The sequence below is a fragment of the Streptomyces bambusae genome (genome assembly GCF_019400985.1).
Classification (GTDB): domain Bacteria; phylum Actinomycetota; class Actinomycetes; order Streptomycetales; family Streptomycetaceae; genus Streptomyces; species Streptomyces bambusae_A.
Genome location: NZ_WTFF01000688.1, coordinates 1 through 940, shown reverse-complemented (window position 1 = coordinate 940; position 940 = coordinate 1). Strand labels below are relative to the sequence as shown.

The window sequence follows — 940 nt, the reverse complement described above, 5'->3', positions numbered from 1 at the left end:
GAGTTGCACGCTCTAGACCCGAAGCGGAGTGATCTAGCCATGGGCAGGTTGAAGCGGAGGTAAGACTTCGTGGAGGACCGAACCCACCAGGGTTGAAAACCTGGGGGATGACCTGTGGTTAGGGGTGAAAGGCCAATCAAACTCCGTGATAGCTGGTTCTCCCCGAAATGCATTTAGGTGCAGCGTCGTGTGTTTCTTGCCGGAGGTAGAGCACTGGATAGGCGATGGGCCCTACCGGGTTACTGACCTTAGCCAAACTCCGAATGCCGGTAAGTGAGAGCACGGCAGTGAGACTGTGGGGGATAAGCTCCATGGTCGAGAGGGAAACAGCCCAGAGCATCGACTAAGGCCCCTAAGCGTACGCTAAGTGGGAAAGGATGTGGAGTCGCAGAGACAACCAGGAGGTTGGCTTAGAAGCAGCCACCCTTGAAAGAGTGCGTAATAGCTCACTGGTCAAGTGATTCCGCGCCGACAATGTAGCGGGGCTCAAGCGTACCGCCGAAGTCGTGTCATTGCAGTAATAGCCCCAACGGGTGCTGTGATGGGTAGGGGAGCGTCGTGTGCCGGGTGAAGCAGCGCCGGAAGGTAGTTGTGGACGGTTCACGAGTGAGAATGCAGGCATGAGTAGCGATACAAACGTGAGAAACGTTTGCGCCGATTGACTAAGGGTTCCTGGGTCAAGCTGATCTGCCCAGGGTAAGTCGGGACCTAAGGCGAGGCCGACAGGCGTAGTCGATGGACAACCGGTTGATATTCCGGTACCCGCTTTGAAACGCCCAATATCGAGCCCATTAATGCTAAGGCCGTGAAGCCGCCCTGGATCCTTCGGGTGAAGGGGAGTGGTGGAGCCGCCGGCCCAAGGTGGTAGTAGGTAAGCGATGGGGTGACGCAGGAAGGTAGTCCAGCCCGGGCGGTGGTAGTCCCGGGGTAAGGGTGTAGG

1 rRNA gene is annotated in these 940 nt (G+C 57.4%); it reads left to right on the top strand.

The window, feature by feature from the left end:
- Positions 1-940, top strand: a 23S ribosomal RNA gene (locus GPJ59_RS36560); the annotation flags it as partial.